15 protein-coding genes are annotated in these 16,666 nt (G+C 74.5%); 11 read left to right on the top strand and 4 right to left on the bottom strand.

Annotation, left to right across the window (positions count from 1 at the left end; translation table 11 throughout):
- Positions 1–5: 5 nt before the first annotated feature.
- Both OCU29_RS09445 and OCU29_RS09440 read right to left on the bottom strand, forming a co-directional pair.
- Complete coding sequence (locus OCU29_RS09445; RefSeq protein WP_261819699.1) at positions 6–1,307, bottom strand: hypothetical protein; 1,302 nt, start codon at positions 1,305–1,307, stop codon at positions 6–8.
- Positions 1,308–1,361: 54 nt separating this feature from the next.
- Positions 1,362–2,081, bottom strand: a complete 720-nt coding sequence (locus OCU29_RS09440; protein WP_261819698.1) for a TetR/AcrR family transcriptional regulator — start codon at positions 2,079–2,081, stop codon at positions 1,362–1,364.
- 75 nt (positions 2,082–2,156) lie between these two features.
- On the opposite strand from OCU29_RS09440, the gene OCU29_RS09435 reads away from it, so the two are divergent.
- From OCU29_RS09435 to OCU29_RS09425, 3 genes are all read left to right on the top strand, one after another.
- On the top strand, positions 2,157–3,017 hold the full coding sequence (locus tag OCU29_RS09435) for a 3-hydroxybutyryl-CoA dehydrogenase (protein ID WP_261819697.1): 861 nt from the start codon (positions 2,157–2,159) through the stop codon (positions 3,015–3,017).
- A gap of 8 nt (positions 3,018–3,025) precedes the next feature.
- Positions 3,026–4,198 (top strand): acyl-CoA dehydrogenase family protein, encoded by a 1,173-nt coding sequence (locus tag OCU29_RS09430; RefSeq protein WP_179614488.1) that lies wholly within the window; start codon positions 3,026–3,028, stop codon positions 4,196–4,198.
- 177 nt (positions 4,199–4,375) lie between these two features.
- Positions 4,376–4,861 (top strand): VOC family protein, encoded by a 486-nt coding sequence (locus OCU29_RS09425; RefSeq protein ID WP_261819696.1) that lies wholly within the window; start codon positions 4,376–4,378, stop codon positions 4,859–4,861.
- 23 nt (positions 4,862–4,884) lie between these two features.
- Here the strand turns inward: OCU29_RS09425 and OCU29_RS09420 are convergent, their stop codons facing one another.
- Complete coding sequence (locus OCU29_RS09420; RefSeq protein ID WP_179614485.1) at positions 4,885–6,570, bottom strand: ribonuclease J; 1,686 nt, start codon at positions 6,568–6,570, stop codon at positions 4,885–4,887.
- Positions 6,571–6,661: 91 nt separating this feature from the next.
- Here OCU29_RS09420 and OCU29_RS09415 point away from each other — a divergent pair, with 91 nt between their 5' ends.
- Positions 6,662–8,233 carry a peptide chain release factor 3 gene (locus OCU29_RS09415; protein WP_179614484.1) on the top strand — a complete coding sequence of 524 codons (1,572 nt, stop codon included), beginning with the start codon at positions 6,662–6,664 and terminating at the stop codon, positions 8,231–8,233.
- 3 nt (positions 8,234–8,236) lie between these two features.
- Here the strand turns inward: OCU29_RS09415 and OCU29_RS09410 are convergent, their stop codons facing one another.
- Positions 8,237–9,607 (bottom strand): NAD(P)/FAD-dependent oxidoreductase, encoded by a 1,371-nt coding sequence (locus tag OCU29_RS09410; RefSeq protein ID WP_261819695.1) that lies wholly within the window; start codon positions 9,605–9,607, stop codon positions 8,237–8,239.
- 104 nt (positions 9,608–9,711) lie between these two features.
- On the opposite strand from OCU29_RS09410, the gene OCU29_RS09405 reads away from it, so the two are divergent.
- The 7 genes from OCU29_RS09405 to OCU29_RS09375 all read left to right on the top strand — a co-directional run bounded on the left by OCU29_RS09405 (position 9,712) and on the right by OCU29_RS09375 (position 16,648).
- The gene (locus OCU29_RS09405; RefSeq protein ID WP_261819694.1) at positions 9,712–10,605 is read left to right on the top strand and encodes a GNAT family N-acetyltransferase; all 894 of its coding nucleotides are present in this window, start codon (positions 9,712–9,714) and stop codon (positions 10,603–10,605) included.
- 45 nt (positions 10,606–10,650) lie between these two features.
- Positions 10,651–11,817 (top strand): FAD-binding oxidoreductase, encoded by a 1,167-nt coding sequence (locus OCU29_RS09400; protein ID WP_261819693.1) that lies wholly within the window; start codon positions 10,651–10,653, stop codon positions 11,815–11,817.
- 25 nt (positions 11,818–11,842) lie between these two features.
- The gene (locus tag OCU29_RS09395; RefSeq protein WP_179614480.1) at positions 11,843–12,268 is read left to right on the top strand and encodes a hypothetical protein; all 426 of its coding nucleotides are present in this window, start codon (positions 11,843–11,845) and stop codon (positions 12,266–12,268) included.
- Positions 12,259–13,605, top strand: a complete 1,347-nt coding sequence (locus OCU29_RS09390; protein WP_306799018.1) for an MFS transporter — start codon at positions 12,259–12,261, stop codon at positions 13,603–13,605. The genes OCU29_RS09395 and OCU29_RS09390 overlap by 10 nt, the downstream gene beginning before the upstream one ends.
- A gap of 10 nt (positions 13,606–13,615) precedes the next feature.
- Complete coding sequence (locus tag OCU29_RS09385; protein WP_218876227.1) at positions 13,616–14,011, top strand: MerR family transcriptional regulator; 396 nt, start codon at positions 13,616–13,618, stop codon at positions 14,009–14,011.
- Between the two features lie 272 nt (positions 14,012–14,283).
- Entirely contained in the window at positions 14,284–15,747 is a 1,464-nt protein-coding gene (locus OCU29_RS09380; protein WP_370463667.1) for a SulP family inorganic anion transporter, read from the top strand.
- Positions 15,748–15,757: 10 nt separating this feature from the next.
- Complete coding sequence (locus OCU29_RS09375) at positions 15,758–16,648, top strand: YihY/virulence factor BrkB family protein (protein ID WP_179614479.1); 891 nt, start codon at positions 15,758–15,760, stop codon at positions 16,646–16,648.
- Positions 16,649–16,666: the final 18 nt, after the last annotated feature.

The following is a 16,666-nucleotide window of genomic DNA, read 5'->3' as shown; positions in this document are numbered from 1 at the left end:
ACGTTTCACCGATGCGGTCGGGCGTCGTCCGGTGGCGCCAGGTCGGGGCGGTGGTGGAGCAGGACCTCGGTGAAGGCGACCGGGTCGACCATCGAGGGGTCGACCACGAACGGGGCCATGGCGCGGCGGTGGAAGAGCACCTTCCAGCCTCGGGACCCGGGGCGGCCGCGCACCTCGATCGCCGTGTGCGGGTTGCCCAGGTCGAAGAGGTGCCGGCCGGCGGCGCTGCGGATCTCCAGGCGGCCCTGCTGGAACGTCATGTGCGTCGGGCTGGCGCTCGCGCGCACCGCCCAGATCACGGCGCTGAGCAGGGCCAGGACACCCGTGACGCCCAGGGCGGTCTCGGTCGGGTCGCCGTAGGCGACGTAGCCGGCCACCCCCGTGGCCGCCAGGCCCAGCAGGAGCAGCAGGCCGGTCGCCGCTCGTACGCCGCCGGGTGAGTGCAGCTCGGTGGGCAGCGGCGTGGCCGCCGGAGCGGGCAGGGGCGCCGGGCGTTCTGGGCGTGCGGGGCGCGCTGGTCGTGCCGGTGGGATCGGTGGGACCGGTGCCTCCGCGCGCGCCGGGGCGGGCTGCGCCGGCTGTCCGCCGGAGACGGCCCGGTCGAGCTGGGAGCGCAGCGACGACGCTGCCGCTCCGAGGTGGGCGAGACGGGCGGGGTGGCGCCGGGCAGCCGGGCGAGCCGGGGTCGGCGCGGCCTCGGGCTCCGGCTCACGCACCGGCGCGGGCTCCGGCTCGGGCTCGGGCTCGCGCACCGGCTCCGGCTCACGCACCGGCTCGGGCTCCGGCTCAGGCGTGGGCTCGGGCGCAGGCGTGGGCTCTGGCGCGGGCTCCGGCTTCGGTGGCGCGTCGGCCTCCTCCTCCGTGTCCGCGTCCGGCTCCGGCGCGACCTCCTCGGCGGGATCGAGAGCGGGATCGGCGTCGGTCGGGGCCGTCCCCCGACCGGGCCGGGTGCGGGCGCGCCACCCCCGGCGCTGCTCGGGCTGCTCGAGCGCGCGGCGCGCGGAGGCGGTGAGCACCGGCTCGAAGCCGTCGAGGTCGAGGCCCACCTCCGAGGCGACCTCGCGGGCGACCGGGGTCGCCTCCTCGACGGGCGCGGCAGGAGCGGGGGCAGGGACGGGATCAGGGATGGCAGCAGGCGGGGGAGCAGGGGCGGCTGGCCGGGCGGTCGGCCGCTCGCGCGGCTGGGTGCGCGCGATGCCGTACGTGCGGGGACGGGTCGCGGGGTCCTCGGCGGTGCGCTCGCGGTGCGCGAGCCACCGGTCGACGAGGTCGTCGCCCGGCTGCGCGTCCTGGTCCTCGGTGCTCATGGTGCTCCGATGGTCCCATCCGGGGCGGCTCGTGGGGCCGGAATCGGGGTGCGCTCAGCGCGGCGGCTCGGCGAGCGCCCGGCGCAGCGCCGGCAGCACCGCGTCGACGTCGCGCGGGGTGCGCAGCACCACCACCGACGTCCCCAGGTGGTTGAGCGACGGCCCGGCGCCGGGGGAGGGGTGGTCCAGCGCCTGCTCCAGGGCCGCGCCCAGCTCCTCGACGGCGCCGGCGTCGTCGACCGTGCCGCGCAGCCAGCGGCGCAGCACGTGGTTGTGAGCGGTCACCACCGCGGCCGCGACCAGCTCGGCGCGCAGGTCGCTGCCGGCCTCCTCGCCGGTCCACGAGCGCAGCGCGTCGCGGTAGACCCGGTGGTACTGCAGGGTGCTGGCCAGCTCGCGGTCGCGCAGCGTGGCCACGGTGCGGGTCAGCCGGTAGCGGGCCCGGGCCACGTCGCCCTCCTGCAGGTAGTGCTCCAGCACCAGCCGGGTCGCCTCGGCGATCCCGATCAGGGTGGCCGCGCCCGGCGCGGTCGCGGTCTCCAGCCGGCCCCGCACCCGCTCGATCAGGGCTGCGTGCTCGGGGAAGATCACGTCCTCCTTGGAGCCGAACGCCCGGAAGAACGTGGTGCGCCCGACCCCCGCGGCCTCGGCGATGTCGCCGACCGTCGTGGCGTCGTACCCGCGCTCCTCGAAGAGGGCGAAGGCGGCGGCTCGCAGCCGGTCGCGGACCTCGCCCGCGCCGGGCCGGCTCGACTGCCTGCTCGATTCGGGCACGGGACCTCCCAAGGTTGGTGAGACTCGATGCCGAGAGTACGGTACTGAGTACCGAAACCAACGGATGGAGCGCGCGTGACGAGTGTCGAGAACGTCGGAGTGGTCGGCTGTGGCCTGATGGGGGCCGGCATCGCGGAGGTCTCCGCGAGGGCCGGGCTCGACGTGGTCGTGGTCGAGTCGAGCCAGGCGGCCGCCGAGGCCGGCCGGGCCCGCCTGGAGGGGTCGCTGCGGCGCGCGGAGTCGCGCGGCAAGCTCGACTCCGCCGACGAGGTCCTGGCGCGCATCCGGGTCGAGACCGAGCTGGAGGCGCTCGCGGACCGCGGGCTGGTCGTCGAGGCGATCGTGGAGGACGAGGCGGTCAAGGTCGACCTCTTCAAGCGCCTCGACCAGGTCGTCAGCGCGCCCGACGCGATCCTGGCGAGCAACACCTCCTCGATCCCGATCATGAAGCTCGGCGTCGTGACCTCGCGGCCCCAGCAGGTGCTCGGCATCCACTTCTTCAACCCGGTCCCGGTGCTCAAGCTCGTCGAGCTGGTGCCGAGCCTGCTGACCTCGGAGGAGACCACCACGACCGCGCGCTCCTTCGTCGAGGACCTGCTCGGCAAGCGCTCGATCCTCTGCCAGGACCGCGCCGGCTTCGTCGTCAACGCGCTGCTGGTGCCCTTCATCCTCTCCGGAATCCGGATGATGGAGTCGGGCTTCGCCTCGGCCGAGGACATCGACCAGGGCCTGGTGCTCGGCGCCGCCCACCCGCAGGGCCCGCTGGCCCTCGCCGACCTGATCGGCCTCGACACGACCAAGGCCGTGGCCGAGTCGTTGTACGAGGAGTTCAAGGAGCCCCTCTACGCCCCGCCGCCGCTGCTGGCCCGGATGGTCGACGCCGGCCTCCTGGGCCGCAAGTCCGGCCGCGGCTTCTACACCTACGACAAGAAGTGAGTGCCCCCGTGAGCGAGACGACCGACCTCTACGCCCTGCCCGAGGAGCACCGCGCGATCCGTGGCGCCGTGCGCGACCTGGTCGAGGCCAAGGTGGCGCCGTACGCCGCCGCCGTCGACGAGGAGGCCCGCTTCCCGCACGAGGCGGCCGCCGCGCTGCAGGCCGCGGACTTCCACGCCCCGCACGTGCCGGAGGAGTTCGGCGGTGCCGGCGCCGACGCGCTGGCCACCGTGCTGGTCATCGAGGAGATCGCCCGCGCCTGCGTGTCGTCCTCGCTGATCCCGGCCGTCAACAAGCTCGGCTCGCTGCCGGTGCAGATCGCGGGCTCGCAGGAGCTGAAGGCGACGTACCTCGGCGCGCTCGCCCGCGGCGAGGGCGGGTTCTCCTACTGCCTCTCCGAGCCCGAGGCCGGCTCGGACGCGCTGTCGATGAAGACCCGCGCGGTGCGCGACGGCGACCACTGGGTGCTCAACGGCACCAAGCGCTGGATCACCAACGCCGGCGAGTCGGAGTACTACACCGTCATCGCCGTCACCGACCCCGAGAAGCGCTCCAAGGGCATCTCGGCCTTCGTGGTCGAGAAGTCCGACGAGGGCGTCTCCTTCGGTGCCCCCGAGAAGAAGCTCGGGATCAAGGGCTCCCCGACCCGGGAGGTCTACCTCGACAACGTGCGCATCCCCGCCGACCGGATGATCGGCGAGGAGGGCACCGGCTTCGAGACCGCGATGAAGACCCTCGACCACACCCGCGTCACCATCGCCGCGCAGGCCGTCGGCGTCGCGCAGGGCGCGCTCGACTACGCGCTGGAGTACGCCCAGGAGCGCCAGCAGTTCGGCAAGAACATCGCCGACTTCCAGGGCCTGCAGTTCATGCTCGCCGACATGGGCATGAAGGTGGAGGCCGCGCGCCAGATGACGTACGCCGCCGCCGGCCGCTCCGAGCGCGGCGACAGCGACCTGACCTTCTTCGGTGCCGCGGCCAAGTGCTTCGCCTCCGACGTGGCCATGGAGGTCACCGTCAACGCCGTCCAGGTGCTCGGCGGCTACGGCTTCACCCGCGACTACCCGGTCGAGCGGATGATGCGCGACGCCAAGATCACCCAGATCTACGAGGGCACCAACCAGGTGCAGCGGATCGTGATGGCGCGCCAGCTGCTGGCGGGGGTCCAGAGCGAGCTCTGACCGGTACCGCCTGCTGTGCGGCCGCGGGCCTGTCGTGGTGGCAGCGCCAGCGGTCCTCGCCGGGGCGCCTGGGTCGTCGGTGACCCAGCAACCGTCCGTCGCCGACACCTGGTTGCTGGCGCACCGCCCCGGCGGCGCGGGCGATGATTCGCCCGCGTCGCGCCGGTCCACCTCCACATGACCAACGCGAGGATGTACCCGTGCCTGTGGTTCGACGGCGTGGCCGAGCAGGCGGCCGAGCACTACGTGGGGATCTTCCCCGACAGCCGTGTCGACAAGGTGTGGCGCTCGCCCGCCGACACCCCTGCCGGGCCGGCAGGGCAGGTGCTGGTGGTCGACCTCACGATCGCCGGGCAGCGGGTCCAGGCGCTCAACGGCGGCCCCGAGTTCAGCTTCAGCGAGGCCGTCTCGCTGGTCTACGAGTGCGAGGACCAGGCCGAGGTCGACCGGCTGTGGGCGGCGCTGGGCGCCGACGGCGGTGAGCCCGGGCCGTGCGGCTGGATCAAGGACCGCTTCGGCCTCTCGTGGCAGGTCGTCCCGACGCGGCTCAACGAGCTGCTCGACGACCCCGACCCCGACCGGGCCCGGCGCACGATGGAGGCCATGCTCACGATGGGCAGGCTCGACGTCGCCGAGCTCGAGCGGGCGGCCGCCGGCGGCTGAGCGCCACCGGCGGGCCGCCGGGCTCAGGCGTCGACGACGACGGGGATGATCAGCGGGCTGCGGCGGAAGGTCTTGTGCGCCCACCGGCTGACGTCGCGGCTGATCATCTGCTCCAGCTGGTGGGCGTCGCCGATGCCCTCGGAGGCGGCCCGGGCCAGGGTCTTCTCGATGACCTGCACCGCCGGGTCGAAGGCCTTCGGCTCGTGCACGAAGCCGCGCACCAGGAAGTCCGGGCGGTCGGCCAGCTTGCCGGTGTCGGCGTCGACGATGGCCAGCACCGTCACCACGCCCTCCTCGGCCAGCGTGCGGCGGTCCTTGAGCGTGGCCTCGGTGGCCCCGCCGACCTGCTGGGCGTCGACGAAGACCAGCCCGGCGGGCACCTTGCCGGTCACCTTGGCGCGGCCCTTGACCAGGTCGACGACCACGCCGTCCTCGGCGAGCACGACGTTGGCGGCGTCCATGCCGGTGGAGATCGCCAGGTCGGCGTTGGCCCGCAGGTGGCGGTACTCGCCGTGCACCGGCATCACGTTGCGCGGCTTGATGATGTTGTAGCAGTAGACGAGCTCGCCGGCGCTCGCGTGGCCCGAGACGTGCACCTTGGCGTTGCCCTTGTGCACGACGTTGGCGCCCCAGCGGGTCAGCCCGTTGATGACGTTGGAGATGGCGTTCTCGTTGCCCGGGATGACCGAGCTGGCCATCAGGATCGTGTCGCCCTCGCCGACGCGGATCTTGTGGTCGCGCGAGGCCATCCGCGACAGCGCGGCCAGCGGCTCGCCCTGCGAGCCGGTGCAGATCAGGGTGGCCTTGTTGGCGGGCAGCCGCTCGAGCTGGTCGAGCGGCACGATCAGGCCCTCGGGCACCTTGAGGTAGCCCAGGTCGCCCGCGACGCCCATGTTGCGCACCATCGAGCGGCCCACGAAGGCGACCTTGCGCCCGTGCGCGTGGGCGGTGTCGAGCACCTGCTGGATGCGGTGCACGTGGCTGGCGAAGCTGGAGACGATCACGCGGCGCGGCGCGGTGCGGAAGACGTGCTCGATCGCCGGGGTCAGGTCGCGCTCGGAGGTCGTGAACCCGGGCACCTCGGCGTTGGTGGAGTCGGTCATGAACAGGTCGACCCCCTCCTCGCCGAGGCGCGCGAAGGCGCGCAGGTCGGTGATGCGCCGGTCGAGGGGGAACTGGTCCATCTTGAAGTCGCCGGTGTGCAGCACCATGCCGGCGCGGGTGCGGATGGCGACCGCGAGACCGTCGGGGATCGAGTGGTTGACCGCGACGAACTCGCAGTCGAAGGGCGCCAGGTCGATCCGGTCGCCCTCCTTGACCTCGCGCAGCACCGGGCGGATGCGGTGCTCCTTGAGCTTCTCCTTGATCAGCGCCAGCGTCAGGCGCGAGCCGATCAGCGGGATGTCGGGGCGCTCGCGCAGCAGGTAGGGCACGCCGCCGATGTGGTCCTCGTGGCCGTGGGTCAGCACCACGCCGACGATCTTGTCGAGGCGGTCCCGGATCCAGGTGAAGTCGGGCAGGATCACGTCGACGCCGGGCTGGTGCTCCTCGGGGAAGAGCACGCCGCAGTCGACGATCAGCAGCTTGCCGGCGTGCTCGAAGACCGCCATGTTGCGGCCGATCTCGCCGAGGCCGCCGAGCGCCACGATCCGCAGGGCACCGGAGGGAAGCTTGGGGGGCGCCTGCAGCTCGGGGTGGGGGTGGCTCACTCGGTGTCCTCACGTACGTCGGGAAATGCGGACGGTCGACCCCTCCGCCCCGTCAGGGTAGTGGTCGCGGGCCGCCACGTAGAGTCGACGGGTGGATGAAGCAGACCTCCGACCGCGCCGCACCTTCGCCGTCATCAGTCACCCCGACGCCGGCAAGTCGACGCTGACCGAGGCGCTGGCCCTGCACGCCGCCGTCATCTCCGAGGCCGGAGCGGTGCACGGCAAGGGCGGGCGCAAGGGCACCGTGTCCGACTGGATGGAGATGGAGAAGGCCCGCGGCATCTCGATCACCTCCGCCGCGCTGCAGTTCGCGTACGGCGACCACGTGGTCAACCTGGTCGACACCCCCGGCCACGCCGACTTCTCCGAGGACACCTACCGGGTGCTCTCGGCGGTCGACTCCGCGGTGATGCTGGTCGACGCCGCCAAGGGCCTCGAGCCGCAGACGCTCAAGCTCTTCCAGGTGTGCGCCCACCGGGGCATCCCGGTCATCACGGTCATCAACAAGTGGGACCGCCCGGGCCTCGACCCGCTCGAGCTGCTCGACTCGATCGAGAAGCAGATCGGTCTGCGCCCGACCCCGCTGACCTGGCCGGTCGGCGTCGCCGGCGACTTCCGCGGCGTCCTGGACCGGCGTACGGGCGGGTTCGTGCGCTACACCCGCACCGCCGGCGGCAGCACCCGCGCGCCCGAGGAGCACCTCGACGCCGCCGCGGCGGCCGCCGCCGAGCCGGAGCGCTGGGAGGAGGCGCAGGAGGGCCACGAGCTGCTCAGCGCCGACGGCGCCGACCACGACCAGGAGAGCTTCCTGGCCGGGCGCACCACGCCGGTGCTCTTCGCCTCGGCGCTGTCGAACTTCGGCGTCGCGCAGATCCTCGAGGTGCTGATCGAGCTCGCCCCGCCGCCGGGGCCCACCGTCGCGGTCGACGAGACCGAGCGCCAGCCCGACGACGACTTCAGCGCCTTCGTCTTCAAGGTGCAGTCGGGCATGGACACCGCCCACCGCGACCGCCTCGCCTACGCCCGCGTCTGCTCGGGCACCTTCGAGCGCGGCATGGTCGTCACCCACGCCACCACGGGGCGCCCCTTCACCACCAAGTACGCCCAGGCCGTCTTCGGCCGCGAGCGCACCTCGGTCGAGCGGGCCCGCCCCGGCGACATCATCGGCCTGGTCAACGCCTCGGCGCTGCGGGTCGGCGACACCATCCACGCCGGGCCGCCGGTGCGCTACCCGCCGATCGCCAGCTTCGCCCCCGAGTACTTCAGCACCGTCAGCGTCACCGACACCGGCCGCTGGAAGCAGTTCCGCAAGGGCATCGAGCAGCTCGACCAGGAGGGCGTGATCCAGGTGCTGCGCTCGGAGTTCCGGGGCGAGCACGCCCCCGTGCTGGCCGCCGTGGGGCCGATGCAGTTCGAGGTCGTCAGCGCCCGCATGGAGTCGGAGTACCGCGCCCCGGTGCGCCTGGAGAGCCTCGACTACTCGATCGCGCGCCGCGTCGACCCCGAGCAGCGCGACGAGGTGGCCGCCCTGCGCGGGGTCGAGGTGATGGAGCGCACCGACGGGGCGCTGCTGGCGCTCTTCTCCGACCGGTGGCGCCTCGAGGCGATCGAGCGGATGAACCCGCACCTCAACCTCGAGCCGCTGGTGGCCGGGCGGGGCTGAGGCCTACCTGGCGGCGGGCACGCCGACCAGCTCCGGGCCGGCGGGGGAGCAGCAGCCGCCCCCGCCCGGGGCGCCCCCGGCGTCCTGGGCGTCGTACGTCGGCGCCGCGCCGCACACGCCGGTTTCCGGCAGCACCAGCTCGACCCGGTCGGCGGCCTCCTGGTCGCCGGCGATCTCGGCGACCACCGAGCGGACCTGCTCGCAGCCGGTCATGGTCAGGAACGACGGGGCACGCCCGAAGGACTTCATCCCGACGATGTAGAGGCCCTGCTCGGGCTGGCGCAGCACCGAGGCGCCGTGCGGCGAGACCGAGCCGCAGGAGTGGTGCTCCGGGTGGATCTCGGGGGCCAGCAGCCGTGGCGCGCCCAGCTCAAGGTCGAGGTCGAGGTGCACCTCGCTGAGCCAGGAGTGGTCGGGCCGGAAGCCGGTCACCGCCACCACCTCGTCGACGTCGCCGACCTCGCGGCCGTCGAGCGAGGTCAGCACGAGGCGCCCGGTGCGCTCGTCGCGCCGCACCGCGCTGGTGCGGAACCCGGTCACGGTCTCCACCCGCCCGGACTCCGCGACCGCGCGGGCGTGGTCGCCCAGCGCGCCCCGGGCCTCGAGCTCGTCGGCGTCGCCGCCGCCGAAGGCGTGGCCCACGTCGCCGCGGCGCAGCAGCCAGGTGATCCGGGTGGCCGGCTCCTGCTCGGCCAGGCGGCCCAGCGCCACCAGCGCGTTCTGGGCCGAGGCGCCGGCGCCGGCGACCACTACGTGGCGACCGGCGAGCCGGGCGCGCACCGCAGGGTCGTCGACGTCGGGGACGGCGTACGTCACGTGCTCGGCGTGCTCGCGCTCGCCGGGCGCGGGGTAGCCGTCGGTGCCCAGCGGGCCGGGCCGCCCCCAGGTGCCGGAGGCGTCGACGACGGCGGCCGCCGTGAGCACCTCGTGCCCGCCGGGGGACTCCACGTGCACCGCGAACGGCACCCGGTCGCGCTCGCCGGCGACGAGCAGGTCGCGGCCCCGGCGCGCCACCCCGGTGACACGGTGGCCGGTGCGGACCTCGACCCCGGCGGCGACCAGGGCCGCCGCGAGCGGACGCAGGTAGCCCTCGACCCACTCGGCGCCGGTCGGCGGTGCGGCGTCGGCCGGCCGGGTCCACCCGGTCGGCGCGAGCAGCCGTGCCGCGGCGTCGTCGACCAGCTCCGACCACGGCGAGAACAGCCGCACGTGGCCCCACTCGGCCACCGCCGCGCCCGCCGCCGCCCCGGCCTCGAGCACCACGACGGGGAGGCCGCGCTCGTGGGCGTGGGCGGCGGCGGCCAGGCCGACCGGTCCGGCGCCGACGACCACCAGGGGCTCGGCGGTGGTGGGCTGCAGGTGCGGGGTGGGCATGGGTGCTCCTCGGGAACGATCGATGGCGGTCGATGGAGACTGTATCGACAGATGTCGATATGTTCAACCATCGATCTGGATCGATCGACGGCTAGCCTGGGCGCATGACGCTCCTCGACGCGACCACCGCGACGACGTACGCCGAGTGGTTCGCGACGCTGGCCGACCCGACCCGGGTGCGGCTGCTGCACGCGGTCGCCTCGGCCCCCGCCGGCGCGCTGCGGGTCGGCGACCTGGCCGGTGCCCTGGGCATCAGCCAGGCCACCTGCTCCCACCACGTGCGCCGGCTGGCCGAGCTCGGCTTCGTCGTGGTCGACAAGGTCGGCACCGCCAGCCTGGTCTCGGTCAACGCGGCCTGCTGCACCGGGCTCCCGCACGCCGCCGACGTGGTGATGGGCACCCTGGCCGCGCGGCCGTGCTGCCCCGAGGACCTGCCCGGTGACGTGCGCACCCGGGCGATGACCGAGGACGACCTGCCACGGGTGCAGGAGATCTACGCCGAGGGCATCGCGGGGCGCCAGGCCACCTTCGAGACCGAGGTGCCCGCGCTCGACGCGCTGCGCGAGCGCTGGCTGCCGGGGCACCGCTGGGTCGCGGAGCTGGTCGGGGACGACCCGCACGACGACGTTGAGCCGGGCCGGGTGGTCGGCTGGACCGGGGTCTCGCCGGTCTCGGCGCGCGCCTGCTACGCCGGCGTCGGCGAGACCACCGTCTACGTCGCCGCCGACGCCGGCGGGCGCGGCGTGGGCCGCGCGCTGCTGCACCGCCAGGTCACCGAGGCCGACGCGGGCGGGCTGTGGACGCTGCAGGCGGTCGTCTTCCCCGAGAACCGCGCCAGCCTCGCGCTGCACCGCAGCGCCGGCTACCAGGTGCTCGCCGTGCGCTCGCGCATCGCGCGCCTCGACGGGCGGTGGCGCGACACGGTGCTGCTCGAGCGACGCCGGGCCGACGACCCCGACGAGCCCCACGAGCCTGCCGACGGGCCCACCGACGCCTGAGCGACCGCCCGGGCGGGTGGGGGAGCGGCTGGTTGGGTGGGACCCATGTCGACATCTGCGCTCCCCACCGGTGCCGAGCACGTCCAGCAGGTCGCACCGGTCGCCGCCGGCGCCCCCGAGGTGGCCGTCGTCGGCGCCGGCATCGTCGGCCTCAGCACCGCCTACGCCCTGCTGGAGCGCGGCGTCGAGGTGCGGGTCTACGAGCACGGCGAGCCCGGCAACGGCCAGTCCGGCGGGGTGTCGCGGATCTTCCGGCACGCCCACGACGACCCGCGGCTGGTGGCGGCCGCGCGCGCCAGCCGCGCGGCCTACCGCGAGTGGGGCGAGCGGCTGGGCGTCGAGATGGTCTCGCCCGACGGGGCGGTGGCGATCGGCCCGGCCGTCGACGACCACCTCCCGCTGCTGCAGGAGGCCGGCGTCGCCGCCCGACGCCTCGACGCCGACGAGCTGGCCCGCCGGGTGCCGCTGCTGACCGGCTTCGACGGCCCGGCGATGTGCGACGAGGAGGGCGGGTCGATCCGCACCACCGCGACGGTCGCGGCGCTCAGCGCCGCCCTGGGCGACCGGGTGGTGCGCGACGAGGTGCTGTCGGTGCGACCCCTCGGCGGCGGGCCCGCCGGGCAGCGGGTCGAGGTCCGCAGCGGCGGCCGCACCGACACCTACCGGCGGGTCGTCGTCTGCGCCGGGCGCGGCACCCCCGCCCTGGCCCGCACCCTGGGCCTCTCGCTGCCGGTGACCCAGGCGGCGCACGTGCGGCTGACCTTCGCGGTGCGCGGCGAGGCGCCCGCGGTGCTCTCGACGCTGCAGGACTCCAGCGGCGTCTTCGGCGAGACCGGCGTGTACGCCGCCGCTGCGCCCGGCAACGCGTCGTACGGCGTGGGGCTGAGCCAGACCACCCCGGCCCGCGACGACGCCAGCCTGCCGGTGCCGGGCGGGCTCGACGAGCTCGCGACCCGGGCCCGCGACTACGTCGCCCGGGCCCTGCCGGGCCTCGACCCCGACCCCGTCGACGTGCGGCACTGCTGGGTGACCACGCTGCCGTGGAGCGACGACGCGATGGCGGTGTGGGAGGCCGACGGGGTGCTGCTGCCGGTGGGCCACAACCTCTACAAGCAGGCGCCCGGGCTCGGGCGGCGCCTGGCCGCCGCGGCGGACGGGGAGGGGCTGGAGGACTGGCTGCGCCCGGAGGCCCGGCTCGGACTCCCGGGATGAGCGGGCGGTCTGCGAGGCTGGGGCCATGACCTCGTGGCGTGACGACGTGAGCAAGACCGTGCTCGGCGAGATGGACGGGCTGCTCGACACCGCCCTGCGGTCCGCGAAGGACCGCCTCGACGCCGACGACGTGCTGGTCCCCTTCGTGCAGGTCGTCGAGGACGACGGCACCGAGAGCGCCCGCCTGGTCGAGATCGTCGAGGACGTGCGCCCCGACCAGCTGCTCGAGGAGCTCTTCGAGAAGCTGCGCGCCGAGCGTGACCAGGTGCGCTGCGTCGCGGTCGTCTTCGACGCCATCGTCGGCGGCGCCCGCGCGGTGCAGGTGCTGCTCGAGCACCGCAGCCCGAAGACGCCGGCGCTGGTGCTCGCCGTGCCCTACAAGGCCCAGAAGCGCCGCCACCAGCTCGGCGAGGTGCGGGCCGCGGAGGGCGAGCGGCGGATCTGGCCCTGACGACCCTGACCCCACTGCTGGGCCCGCGCTACCGGGGTGCCACCGCCGGCTCGGTCGCCCTGGTCTTCCTGGCCGCCTTCGAGGCGCTGGCGGTCGCGACGGTGATGCCGAGCGTCACCCGCGACCTCGACGGGCGGGCCTGGTTCTCGGTCGCGTTCTCAGCGACCCTGGCCGCCAGCGTCGTGGGCATGGTCGCGGTGGGCCAGTGGTCCGACCGCCGCGGGGCGGTGCGCCCGCTGCTGGTCTCGGTCGCGCTCTTCGGGCTCGGCCTGCTGGCCGCGGGCCTGGCCCCGACGATGCTGCTGCTGGTCGTCGGCCGGTTCCTGCAGGGCCTGGGCCTCGGCGGGATGGTGGTCGCGCTCTACGTGCTGGTCGCGCAGGTCTTCGACCCCGTCGACCGGCCCCGCATCCTGGGGCTCTTCGCCGCCGCCTGGGTGCTGCCGGGGCTGGTCGGCCCGTTCCTGGCCGGCGTCGTGGCCGACACCCTCGGCTGGCGCTGGGTCTTCCTGGGCGTCGTGGTGATCGCCGTGGCCGCGCTGGCGCTGCTGGTGCCGACGCTGCGGGCCGTCGAACCGCCCGAGGCCGCGCCCGCGCGCCGCGGCGGCGGCGTACGACGCCTCGGGCTGGCGGTCGCGGTCGCGGCGGCCGTGGTGGCGCTCAACCTGACCGGTGCCCTGCCCGGGCCCGCCCGCGCCGGCGTGGCCGCGGTCGCGGTCGGCCTCGCGCTGGTGGCGGTGCGGCCGCTGCTGCCGCGCGGCACCCTGCGCGCCGGGCGCGGCGTACCGGCCGTCATCGCGCAGCGTGGCCTGGTCGGCGGCACGTTCTTCGCCGCCGAGGCCTACCTGCCCTTCCTGCTCCAGGAGCAGTACGCCGCCGCCACCTGGGTCAGCGGCCTGGTGCTGACCGTCGCCACGCTGGGCTGGGCCGGGGCCTCGCACGTGCAGGGGCGCCTGGGCGAGCGGCTGCCCGACGAGGCGGCGCTGCGCCTGGGCGCCGCGGTGCTGGCCGCCGGCATCGTGGTGGTGCTGGTGGTCGCGGCGCTGGCGCTGCCCGGCGTCCTGGTCGGCGCCGGCTGGCTGGTCGCGGCCGCGGGCATGGGCCTGATGTACCCGCGGATCACCTCCACCGTCCTGGCCCGCACCGCGGTGCACGAGCGCGGCACCGCCTCCTCGGCGGTCACGATCAGCGACTCGGTGGGCGCGGCCGTCGCGGTCGCCGTCGCGGGACTGGTCTTCACCGCCGTCGGCACCGCCGCCGACCGGTCGGCCTTCATGGCGGTGCTGGCGCTCTCGGCCGGGCTCGCCGCGGTGTCGGTCGCGGTCTCGCGGCGGGCCTAGACTCCCCGCCGTGGCCGCACACATGCAGATCGGCGAGGTCGCCGCGCTCACCGGGCTGAGCCTGCGCACGCTGCGCTACTACGAGGAGGTCGGGCTGGTCGCGCCGTCGGCGCGCTCGGCCGGCGGCTTCCGGCTCTACACCGCCCTCGACGTGGACCGCTTCGAGCTCATCAAGCGGATGAAGCCGCTGGACTTCTCCCTCGAGGACATGCGCGGGCTGCTCGGGGTCGTCGACGCGCTCGACGCGGACCCCGACGAGGACGAGCGGGCCCGGCTGCTGGGCGAGCTGGAGTCGCTGCGGACCGCCGCCGAGCAGCGGGTCGACGCCCTGCGCACCCGGCTGGCCTGGGCCGAGGAGTTCGCCGCGGGGCTCGACGAGCGGGTGCGCGCCCACCGCGAGCGGTGAGCCGTCTCACCGCCCGAGCGCTGGTCGCGGATGCCCACTCTCCCGTCACGTCAGGGTAGAGTCGCCGCGTCGGTCGACGCGTCACGCACGCCCACGGGCCGCCACCGCTCGCCCGTCGAGCACCCACCGACCTCCCCGCGGCCAGTCGCAGCGCAGCTCCCGGCCGTCGTACCGCCACCACCGCCCAGGAGTCCTGAGTGAGCAACGACCCGTCCGACCAGTCCTCGCTGCTGCAGCCGTCCGTGGCGCTGCCGCCGGCCGAGACGCACACCGTGCGCGGCGCCCTGCGCCGCCCCTCCGTCCTGCGCCGCGAGGTCGTGGCCGGCCTGGTGGTGGCGCTCGCGCTGATCCCCGAGGCGATCTCGTTCTCGATCATCGCCGGCGTCGACCCGCGCCTGGGTCTCTTCGCCTCGTTCACGATGGCCGTCTCGATCGCCTTCCTCGGCGGTCGTCCCGCGATGATCTCGGCCGCGACCGGCGCCATCGCGCTGGTGATCGCGCCGGTGGCGCGCGACTACGGCGTGGACTACCTGATCGCCACCGTGATCCTCGGTGGCGCCATCCAGATCGTGCTCGGCGTGCTCGGCGTGGCCAGGATGATGCGCTTCATCCCGCGCTCGGTGATGGTCGGCTTCGTCAACGCCCTGGCGATCCTCATCGCGATGGCCCAGATCCCCTACCTGGTCGACGTGCCGTGGCTGGTCTACCCGCTGGTGGCCTTCGGCGTCGCGGTCATCGTGCTGCTGCCGCGCGTGACCACCGCGGTGCCCTCGCCGCTGGTCGTCATCGTCGCCGTCACCGCCGCCGCGCTGGCCGCCGGCTGGGCGCTGCCCGACGTGGGCGACGAGGGCGAGCTGCCCGAGACGCTGCCCGCGCTGCTGGTCCCCGACGTGCCCTTCACCCTGACCACCCTGGAGATCATCGCGCCGTACGCGCTGGCGATGGCGCTGGTGGGCCTGCTCGAGTCGCTGCTGACCGCCAAGCTGGTCGACGACATCACCGACACCCACTCCCCGAAGACCCGCGAGGCCTGGGGCCAGGGCGCGGCCAACATGATCACCGGCTTCTTCGGCGGCATGGGCGGCTGCGCCATGATCGGCCAGACGATGATCAACGTGAAGGCCTCGGGGGCCCGCACCCGGATCTCCACCTTCTCCGCCGGTGTGCTGCTGCTGGTGCTGGTCGTCGGCTTCGGCGACCTGGTCGCGCAGATCCCGATGGCCGCCCTGGTCGCGGTGATGATCATGGTCGCCGTCGGCACCTTCGACTGGCACTCGATCTCGCCGCGCACGCTGCGCCGGATGCCCAAGAGCGAGACCACCGTGATGGTCTCGACCGTCGTGGTCACCGTGACCACCCACAACCTGGCCATTGGCGTCGGGGTCGGCGTGCTGGTCGCGATGACCCTCTTCGCCCGCCGGGTGGCCCACCTGGCCACCGTGGAGCGCGAGCTGGTCGAGGTCGGGGGGCGCCCGCAGGCGCGCTACACCGTCACCGGCGAGCTGTTCTTCGCCTCCTCCAACGACCTCTACACCCAGTTCGAGTACGCCGACGACCCCGAGCACGTGGTCATCGACATGGCGGCCTCGCACGTGTGGGACGCCTCGACCGTCGCCGCGCTCGACTCGATCACCTACAAGTACGAGCGCAAGGGCAAGACCGTGGAGATCCACGGGCTCAACGAGCAGTCGCTGCACATGCACGGCCGGCTGAGCGGCAACCTCGCCGCGCACTGACGTGCACCCGGTGCTGCGGCGAGGCCGCGACCGCTCGGTCGCGCTGGTGCGGGTGCTCGGCCACGAGGTCGCCAAGGACCGGGTGGCCGGGCTGGCCGCCGAGATCGCGTTCTTCGCGGTCCTGAGCATCTTCCCGGCGCTGCTGATCGCGGCCGGGCTGCTGTCCTACCTCGAGGCGCTGGTGGGTGCCGAGGTCGCCGCGCGCACCGAGGCCCGCGTCACCGACGCGCTGGCGCTGGTGCTCACCGACCGCGGGGCGCCGGTGCTCGACTCGGTGCAGGCCGTCTTCTCCGGCGAGTACGGCGGCCTGCTCACCGTCGCCTCGCTCGGTGCGCTCGTCACGCTCTCGGGCGCCTGGGCGGTCGTCGTCCAGGCGCTCAACCTGGCCTACGACAGCGAGGAGCACCGCCCCTGGCTGCGCCGCCGGCTGCTGGGCCTGGGGCTGGGGCTGATGACGGTCGTGGTCGTGGTGGTCGCCCTGGCCGTCGTCGTGGTCGGCCCGCTGCTGGGCCGCGGCTCCGACGTCGCCGACGTCGTGGGGCTGGGCGGCGCCTTCGAGGCCTTCTGGGACCTGGCCCGCCTGCCGCTGCTGTTCCTGGTGCTGGTCGGCTGGCTGGCGCTGGTCTTCCACCTCGCGCCCAACCGGCGTACGCCCTGGCGCGCGGCGCTGCCCGGCGCCGTGGCCACCACCCTGCTGTGGCTGGGCGCCAGCGCCGCCTTCGGCCTCTACCTGCGCACCCTCGGCGAGGGCAACCCGCTCCTGGGCGTCTTCGGCGGCGGGGTCGTGGTGCTGACCTGGATGTACCTGCTCGCCCTGGCCCTGCTCCTCGGCGGCGAGCTCAACGCGCTGCTCCACGACGGCAAGCACCGCCCCCGTGAAGTTTCATCGGGTACCCGATGAACCTGGTGCCGCCTGGCT

The organism is Nocardioides sp. OK12, assembly GCF_024341885.1.
GTDB classification, from domain to species: domain Bacteria; phylum Actinomycetota; class Actinomycetes; order Propionibacteriales; family Nocardioidaceae; genus Nocardioides; species Nocardioides marinisabuli.
This window is presented reverse-complemented; position numbering and strand designations above follow the sequence as displayed.